Source organism: Cupriavidus sp. CuC1 (assembly GCF_044627735.1).
In the GTDB taxonomy this organism is placed as follows: Bacteria; Pseudomonadota; Gammaproteobacteria; order Burkholderiales; family Burkholderiaceae; genus Cupriavidus; species Cupriavidus ulmosensis.
Genome location: NZ_JBIUHC010000282.1, coordinates 1 through 7,023, shown reverse-complemented (window position 1 = coordinate 7,023; position 7,023 = coordinate 1). Strand labels below are relative to the sequence as shown.

Sequence of the window (7,023 nt, the reverse complement as noted above, 5' to 3'; positions counted from 1 at the left end):
CCAGCGGCGCACCGTACTGGGAGCCCGTCCGATGCGCTTTGCGAATTCGTTGATCCGATAAACCTTTCTCATGGCGAGCAATTATAGATGCTTCTGAGCAAGAATGAGAATGGAGTATCAGTTGCTCGCTCCCGGAATCCGCTCTGCAAGCTCTGCGGAGAAGTACGGCGGGGCACAGAAGTCGCGCTCGCCCACCAGCACCAGCGTCGGCGTCGCGATCGACGGAAGATCATCGAAGGCGTCGTGCCCCACGATCATGTCGATCCGGGCAAAGCCGATCTCCCGTTCGAATGTGCCAGCCGATGTAGCGTTCACCCACGCTTGCACCTGCTCCGGGTGCTCGCGCATGAATCTCGGATCGAAGAGGAATAGTGCGTTGGCCTCGGTGGACGCGCGCAGGCCGGAATCGGTCAACATGCGTCGCCGCATGTCGAACTGACGACGGTAGAACGTGTCCGCGCGTGCAATCGAAGAAACAATAGTCGCGCTGCATAATCGTTCGCGGTGATGGATCGCCAGCAATTGCGCGATGGCGCCCCCGGTCGAGGAACCGACCACGTGGACCGGCCCGCATCCTGCCGCTTCAATGACCCGCGTCATGTCACGTGCGTGTTGTGTAATCGTCATGGCGTGTGCGGTGTGCTCGGACGCGCCGGTGCCGCGGTGGTCAGGTACGATCACTTGGTGATGCTCGGCGAACAGATCGATCTGTGGCCCCCAAGATGCGCCCGCTCCCGCAAGCCCCGCCAGAAGAAGCACGGGCGAACCTTGGCCCTTGACCTCGTAGTGGATCGAAACACCGTCGGACGTTACGTTTGGCATTTTGCTTCTCCGGTTCAGAGCGACGCGAAGGAGAAGTCGAACGCGTCGAAGATCGTGCCGTTGAGTTTGATCCGGTGCGCGGCAAACCTCTCCCCTTCAGGGGGAGGAAGGATAGCGCGGACGGCGTAGCCGTCCTTGCACACGTGAAAGTTGCTGGTAACATGATTTTATGCAACGTCTTCAAGCCTTTAAATTCGAACTGATGCCAAACGGCGAGCAACAGCGCAAGATGCGCCGTTTCGCCGGCTCGTGCCGGTTCGTCTTCAACAAGGCGCTGGCGTTGCAGAAGCAGAACCACGAGGCCGGTGGCAAGTTCATCGGCTACGTGGCAATGGCTAAGGCGCTCACAGCATGGCGCAATGGGGCGGACACACCTTGGCTCAAGGATGCACCGGTACATCCATTACAGCATGCACTGAAGGACCTTGAGCGCGCATACCAGAACTTCTTTGCCAAGCGTGCGGACTATCCCCGCTTCAAGAAGAAGGGGCTGCGCGACAGTTTCCGCTACCCCGACCCGAAACAGATCAAGCTCGATGCGGCCAATGGGAGGATTTTCTTGCCTAAGCTTGGCTGGCTGCGCTACCGCGCCAGCCGAGACGTGCTGGGCTCTGTGAGAAATGCAACGGTCAGCGAGTCCAGCGGCAAGTGGTTCGTCTCGATTCAGACAGCGCGTGAGGTCGATGCGCCGGTTCCAGCCGGCACAACCGCAGTCGGTGTCGATATGGGTATCGCCCGCTTTGCCACGCTGAGCAATGGCACGTTCTACGCGCCGCTCAACAGCTTCCGTCGGCACGAAGCAGCCTTGCGCAAGGCGCAGCGGGCAATGAGCCGCAAGACAAAGTTCAGCAGAAACTGGAGGAAAGCCAAAGCCCGAGTCCAGCGCATTCACGCCCGCATCGGCAACACCCGCCGCGACTACCTGCACAAGGCCACGACCACGATCAGCAATAACCACGCGATGGTATGCATCGAGGACCTGCGGGTTAGCAATATGTCGAAGTCAGCGGCGGGTACTAGTGAGGAGCCGGGCAAGCGTGTTCGGGCCAAGTCCGGCCTAAACAAAGCCATCCTCGATCAGGGGTGGTACGAGTTCCGTCGCCAGCTGGATTACAAACTGGCGTGGAATGGTGGGTATCTCGTCGCAGTGCCGCCGCAGAACACAAGCCGAACGTGTCCGTGCTGCGGGTACGTTTCGGCGAACAACCGTCGGACACAAGCGCGCTTCGCGTGCGTGGAATGCGGCTTCGAGGAACATGCCGACCTGGTCGGCGCGATCAACGTTTTAAGGGCGGGACACGCCCGGTTCGCCTTCCTGACGAGCGCTGGAGTTGGGGCGGGCAAACCTCCTCCACCTAGGCTCGGACATTCGCGGAAGTGGCCGCCCGACTCAGATTCGCGTCACGTTTGACCAGCGATCGGCCATCCAGGGCCCGCGCCATGAGCGGCCGAAACTGGCTGAGGATTCCACAAGGTACTACGGTCGTTGGTGAGTGCGCACGGATTGGGTTGACCCGCCGACTGAGATAAATCAACGAATCCAACTCGCTTTGCGCCTGGATATTTCGGTGGGGTGTCGACTTACGGCCAGAGAGCGGTCTCATCCTGTATTGGCGGACCCGCGCTCCTTGGCATCTAGTGCTCGTTTGCGTCGGCTTCGCGTACTAGGCGAATGCCGACCAACGGATAACGAGTCTGCGGTGTATTCCAGTTGCGATACGACGAGCGAGCGTAGAACGACCAAGTGTGCCACGATCCTCCGCGACGCACGCGTACGCTGCCCGACTCTGGGCCCTTGGGATCGTCAACCGGCGATTCTGAATAATAGCTTTCTCCGTACCAGTCTGCGACCCATTCCCACACGTTGCCGTGCATGTCGTAGATACCCAGCGCATTCGGCGCGAAGCTGCCCACCGGCGCCGTAAACACAAAACCATCATGTCCCGCCAGTGCAAAACTGCTCCACTTCGGCCAGTTCCTCGCCGTATCGGAATCGAAGGTATTGGCGACTTTGAGCAGCGATTGCGGGTCCTCCCCACTGTGGTAACGCGTTCTGGTGCCCGCGCGACAGGCATACTCCCATTCGGCTTCAGTGGGCAAGCGATAGGTTCTCCCTTCCTTCTCGCTGAGCCATTTGCTCATTGCCACAGCATCATTCCATGTGACATTGACCACCGGATGATCGTCACCCTGAGAGAAGCCGGGATTTTCCCACGAGTACCGTGGACTGCGTCCTTCGAATGTATCCCCCCGTGCCGACGCTCTGGGATCGTAGTTCGGGTTGTAGCCATAGCCGCCTGTGCCATCAACCTCGGACTCCGGCCTATAGCCGGATGCTTCCAGGAACCGCCTGAACTGGCCAACCGTCACCTCATATTGACCCAGGTAAAACGGCCTGGTGATGCGCACCCTATGCACCGGCGCTTCGTCAGCCAGCGCTTGGAGGCGCTCTTTGGCATATTGCGGATACACCTTGGCGAGCGAGTCAGGCGATTCGCTGCTACCCATCATGAATTCGCCAGAGGGTACCAGCACAAACTTCATTCCAAGCGAGTTCTCCATCACCGTCGGTGACGTGACATCAGGTCCGGTTGAGCGCGCCGGCGAGATCGTTAGCAACAAGGGTAGAACGAGAATCGTCGGAAATGCTCGCAAGTTGGGCACTGGCATAAGTAGGAGGAGTCTCAGGGTCAATCGGACCGACAGCCGAAAGCATACCAACGAAGACATCGCCATGCGAGGTCGTCAAGGTTGAAGGAGTAGAACAGTTTGTCCTTCGATCCACCTTGCTGACCCAGCATGACGGCACCCCATCGATTTTGGCAACATATAATGAGTGGCCGCCGCCTGCTGCACAGGTGCCCGTAGTGGGTTCGCCTGCGAAGAACAGGGAAATCCATATCCGCATTGGCAACGACGAGCGGCTTTACAGAATGGGTGACCTGTTCCATTTGGCTCCAAATGTCCGGCACTAGTGCTCCTAATTTCGCGCTTACCATCTGTCTTCTCCCCAGAAATCCGGAGCCCGTAGAGCTATGTTTGTTCCTGGGCGGCCGGTGACGGACTATTGATCCTGCTGCCGAGCCGGCCGCAGCCGACCCAATCCCGGCAATCCGGGCTTCCGCAAAGCCGTCGTCGGGGATGGGCAAGGTGGTCCTTTGTTACCTCGATTCCCCTCTGAGCCTGTCTAAGAGTTCGACGCCCTCTGACCACATTCCCAACTTGGCGGCGTCGCCCATGTGTCCACGCGCACCGAGAAGGACAAATTCGGCGCCCCATGCGTCGGCAAATTTCTTGGCGCGGGTTGGCGACACGTATTCGTCGTCTGAACTCGCGACCACCAGGCTACGGAACGGCAATCTATGCAAGGGCGTGGGTTTAAAGCCGCTCGTGCCTGGAGGAAAGCTTGACGCCTCCACGTCGCTGGGTGCGACTAACAGTGCGCCGGCGACAGGACCGGAGTGCGCCTGCGCCCAGCGCACGACGAGACAGCATGCAAGTGAGTGGGCGACAAGAATCGCTGGTGTGTCGTCCGCCAAGATGGTTCGATGCAGTCGATCGACCCAGTCGGCCGCATCCGGGGTTTCCCAATCGTCCTGAACCACCCTCGCGAAATCGGGAAATGCCGCTTGCCAATGCGATTGCCAATGATCTGGCCCGGAGTTTCCGAGCCCAGGAAGAAGCAGAACGCGGAATGAATTCATCTCATCATCTCCAGATGCGAATCCACCGATGACCGCCCTTCCGCCCGACCTCATCAGTTGCAGAAGCAGTCACCGAAACCTATGCGACGAGAGCCTGTCCAGGCGCCCGCTCGCGACACGCGCTTCGAGTTGCCGATCCCGACGCCTGCATGCAGGTTAATGTCCAATTGCGCTGCGCATGGCCGGTCCTCGCAGCCGATCAGTCGAGCCCGCCCGCCTGGCCGCTCGCCTTGTCGGTCAGTGCGACGGTCTCGTAATAGCTGATTTTCGGCCCCGTGCCGTAGCGGGCGCGGATGCCGGCGAGCCATTCGCCGGAGTAGAAGCGTTCTGCCGCCTCCTGGCTTTCCCACATATAGACGCCGCCGGCGACCTTGCCGTCGCGGGCACAGATGAACTGCTTGCGCAGAAGGCCCGGAATTTTGAGGAAATCGGGGGCGATCTTGGTGAAGTGGGCGCGGCACTCCTCGAGGCCGATGTCTGACGGCAGGTCATAGAGGACGATGGCGGTGATCATGGGAGGATCCTTGGGTGGTTGACTTGCTCCAAGCTCAGGCGTTCACGGGCGCGCGTCCAGGATTTGCCTCCCGGACGGACGGGCTCTTGGCCAGCAAGCCGGGGGGCTCGGCCAGTACGATGCGCCTGGGCTTCTCATCACCGTCTCCTGTTGTAGATCCTACGCCGAAGTTACGACACGGCAAGACACAATTGCCCGACCTCTGGACTTGCCACCGCCAGAGCACCCCGAAACCAGGACAGACCGATTAAAACAGGATCTCCTGACTTTTTGGCCTTGGCGTCGAACGGCTGCCAACAGACACGTGCGCGGCAGCGGCGCCGCGTTGCTTAAGCGGCGGAAGATCGGCCTTATGCAAAGCTTTCCATAAGGCCGATGATGGGACCGGTCAGCTTGGTAGGTGAGGGCCGCTGTTTGAGTAGAGCCGACGTTTGATTGTCCGTCCGAGCGCACGGGCGAACGGCTGCAGATGGCCGGGGAGGGACCTCGACGCGCCGCAGACGGGTCGTCTCTTCCCGACCCTTCTGAGCCTTCGACACCGCAGCGCCGAAGGGCCGAGTCGGCCGGGAAAGCGTCATCCGACCTGTAGGTGGCGATGTATGGGGAGACACGCCCCTGGCGGATGTTGTGCCCCTGTGAACAGCCCTCCTTCAACCTGTTGGCTCACAGCACACAGGTTGGTCGCGTCCGGACGCTGCATGGCGGGTAGAGTTTCGATAATTCTCTTATTTTTCCGCGAGTTAGGTACCAAGTCAGGCCGCTTGAGCGCTGCTGGCACACGATATGCTCTGGCTCTAGTGAGCCCGTCAAAATGCTCACAGCCAATCCCAGGAGAACCGCAATGACTACTCTCGTAATCAAGGATCTGTCCTGTATTGAAGAACTAGATGGCAGCACCATGGCAGAGGTGCGCGGCGGGTGGCTCGCCTTGGTGGCGCCCCTCCACGCTTTCAGCACCACTTCCAAACTCAGCGACCCTCCCCCAGCACAAACACAAGATACCAACCCGCAGTACCCCTTAAGCCCCAACAATCCTGCATGACGCACGGAAAGAATCGGGTGCATAGCGAACTGCCGCCCATCCGCACCCAGAGGCGGTCGTTCCACAATGACCGCTTCCGTTGGCGCTGAATTGGTGCTGACGGCTTAATCGTCGAGTGGCCGGTTCCCAACTAGTTAACCTGTTCTTCGGGCGCGGAATTCTTCAATTTGCTGGATAGCCGAAGATGGCCGGGAAGGGACCCCGACGCAACGCAGGCGGGTCGTCTCTTCCCGACCCGTTCCAGCCCTTCGGCCAGTTTCTGCGAACGTCTCCACCGCGTTCAAAAGCGGCCGTTCCGGCTCGATCAAGCCGAGCCGGACGTACTAAAAGATGCTCAGTGAGAGGCGCGTGCTTGCCGGATCACGCCGTGATGACGTTCAGGGCGACGTCGATGTTTCCGTGCACAGCCTTCGAGTACGGGCAGATTTGATGAGCCGCGCGCGCGATCCCCTCCGCGACGTCCTGTGCCAGGCCCGGCGCGCGGACGGTGAACTGGGCGCCGAGGAACCAGCCGGGACCGGTCTGGCCCACGTCTACCTGGATATCCACGGAAGAGTCAGGCGGCAGCGTGACCTTCTTCAGCGAGGCCGCGATCCCGAGCGCGGTGATGTAACAGGCCGACCAGGCGCCCGCAAACAACTGCTCGGCGGTCGGGTGCGGCTCGGCGGCGATGAACTCGTGGTTTTCGCCGCCGGGCGCCGACACCTTGATGTCGACGACGCCGTGGTCGCCACGCTGGGCGCTGGGGTCGCGGTTGACCGTGGTGTGGGTCTTGCCTGTGAACAGGACAGTTTCGATCTTGGCCATGATGGATTCCTTGATGGATAAAGGGTGTTGGGTGTCACGCCTGAAAGGGCGGTGGTGTCTGGGGTTGCCCCGTTTCATCGGACAGATTTGCATTGGAATTTTATGTCAATGGGTTTTCTCCTTGTGATGGGGCG

Annotated in this window: 8 protein-coding genes; 2 read left to right on the top strand and 6 right to left on the bottom strand. The window is 60.2% G+C overall.

The window, feature by feature from the left end; all coding sequences use genetic code 11:
• Nucleotides 1-117 precede the first annotated feature (117 nt).
• Complete coding sequence (locus tag ACGLHR_RS50150; RefSeq protein WP_400103389.1) at nucleotides 118-822, bottom strand: alpha/beta fold hydrolase; 705 nt, start codon at nucleotides 820-822, stop codon at nucleotides 118-120.
• 14 nt (nucleotides 823-836) lie between these two features.
• A complete protein-coding gene (locus ACGLHR_RS50145; RefSeq protein ID WP_400103387.1) occupies nucleotides 837-965 on the bottom strand; it encodes a hypothetical protein in 129 nt (42 codons plus the stop codon).
• Between the two features lie 26 nt (nucleotides 966-991).
• Here ACGLHR_RS50145 and ACGLHR_RS50140 point away from each other — a divergent pair, with 26 nt between their 5' ends.
• Nucleotides 992-2,233 carry an RNA-guided endonuclease InsQ/TnpB family protein gene (locus ACGLHR_RS50140; RefSeq protein WP_400103385.1) on the top strand — a complete coding sequence of 414 codons (1,242 nt, stop codon included), beginning with the start codon at nucleotides 992-994 and terminating at the stop codon, nucleotides 2,231-2,233.
• A 224-nt stretch (nucleotides 2,234-2,457) separates the two neighbouring features.
• On the opposite strand, the gene ACGLHR_RS50135 is transcribed toward ACGLHR_RS50140, so the two are convergent.
• From ACGLHR_RS50135 to ACGLHR_RS50125, 3 genes are all read right to left on the bottom strand, one after another.
• Complete coding sequence (locus tag ACGLHR_RS50135; protein WP_400103383.1) at nucleotides 2,458-3,492, bottom strand: formylglycine-generating enzyme family protein; 1,035 nt, start codon at nucleotides 3,490-3,492, stop codon at nucleotides 2,458-2,460.
• Nucleotides 3,493-3,983: 491 nt separating this feature from the next.
• Nucleotides 3,984-4,526 carry an RBBP9/YdeN family alpha/beta hydrolase gene (locus tag ACGLHR_RS50130; RefSeq protein WP_400103381.1) on the bottom strand — a complete coding sequence of 181 codons (543 nt, stop codon included), beginning with the start codon at nucleotides 4,524-4,526 and terminating at the stop codon, nucleotides 3,984-3,986.
• A 199-nt stretch (nucleotides 4,527-4,725) separates the two neighbouring features.
• The gene (locus tag ACGLHR_RS50125) at nucleotides 4,726-5,040 is read right to left on the bottom strand and encodes a YdhR family protein (protein ID WP_400103379.1); all 315 of its coding nucleotides are present in this window, start codon (nucleotides 5,038-5,040) and stop codon (nucleotides 4,726-4,728) included.
• 841 nt (nucleotides 5,041-5,881) lie between these two features.
• Between ACGLHR_RS50125 and ACGLHR_RS50120 the strand changes: the two genes are divergently transcribed.
• On the top strand, nucleotides 5,882-6,082 hold the full coding sequence (locus ACGLHR_RS50120; protein ID WP_400103377.1) for a hypothetical protein: 201 nt from the start codon (nucleotides 5,882-5,884) through the stop codon (nucleotides 6,080-6,082).
• A 360-nt stretch (nucleotides 6,083-6,442) separates the two neighbouring features.
• Here ACGLHR_RS50120 and ACGLHR_RS50115 read toward each other — a convergent pair whose 3' ends face one another.
• Entirely contained in the window at nucleotides 6,443-6,889 is a 447-nt protein-coding gene (locus tag ACGLHR_RS50115) for an Ohr family peroxiredoxin (protein WP_318236099.1), read from the bottom strand.
• Nucleotides 6,890-7,023 lie beyond the last annotated feature (134 nt).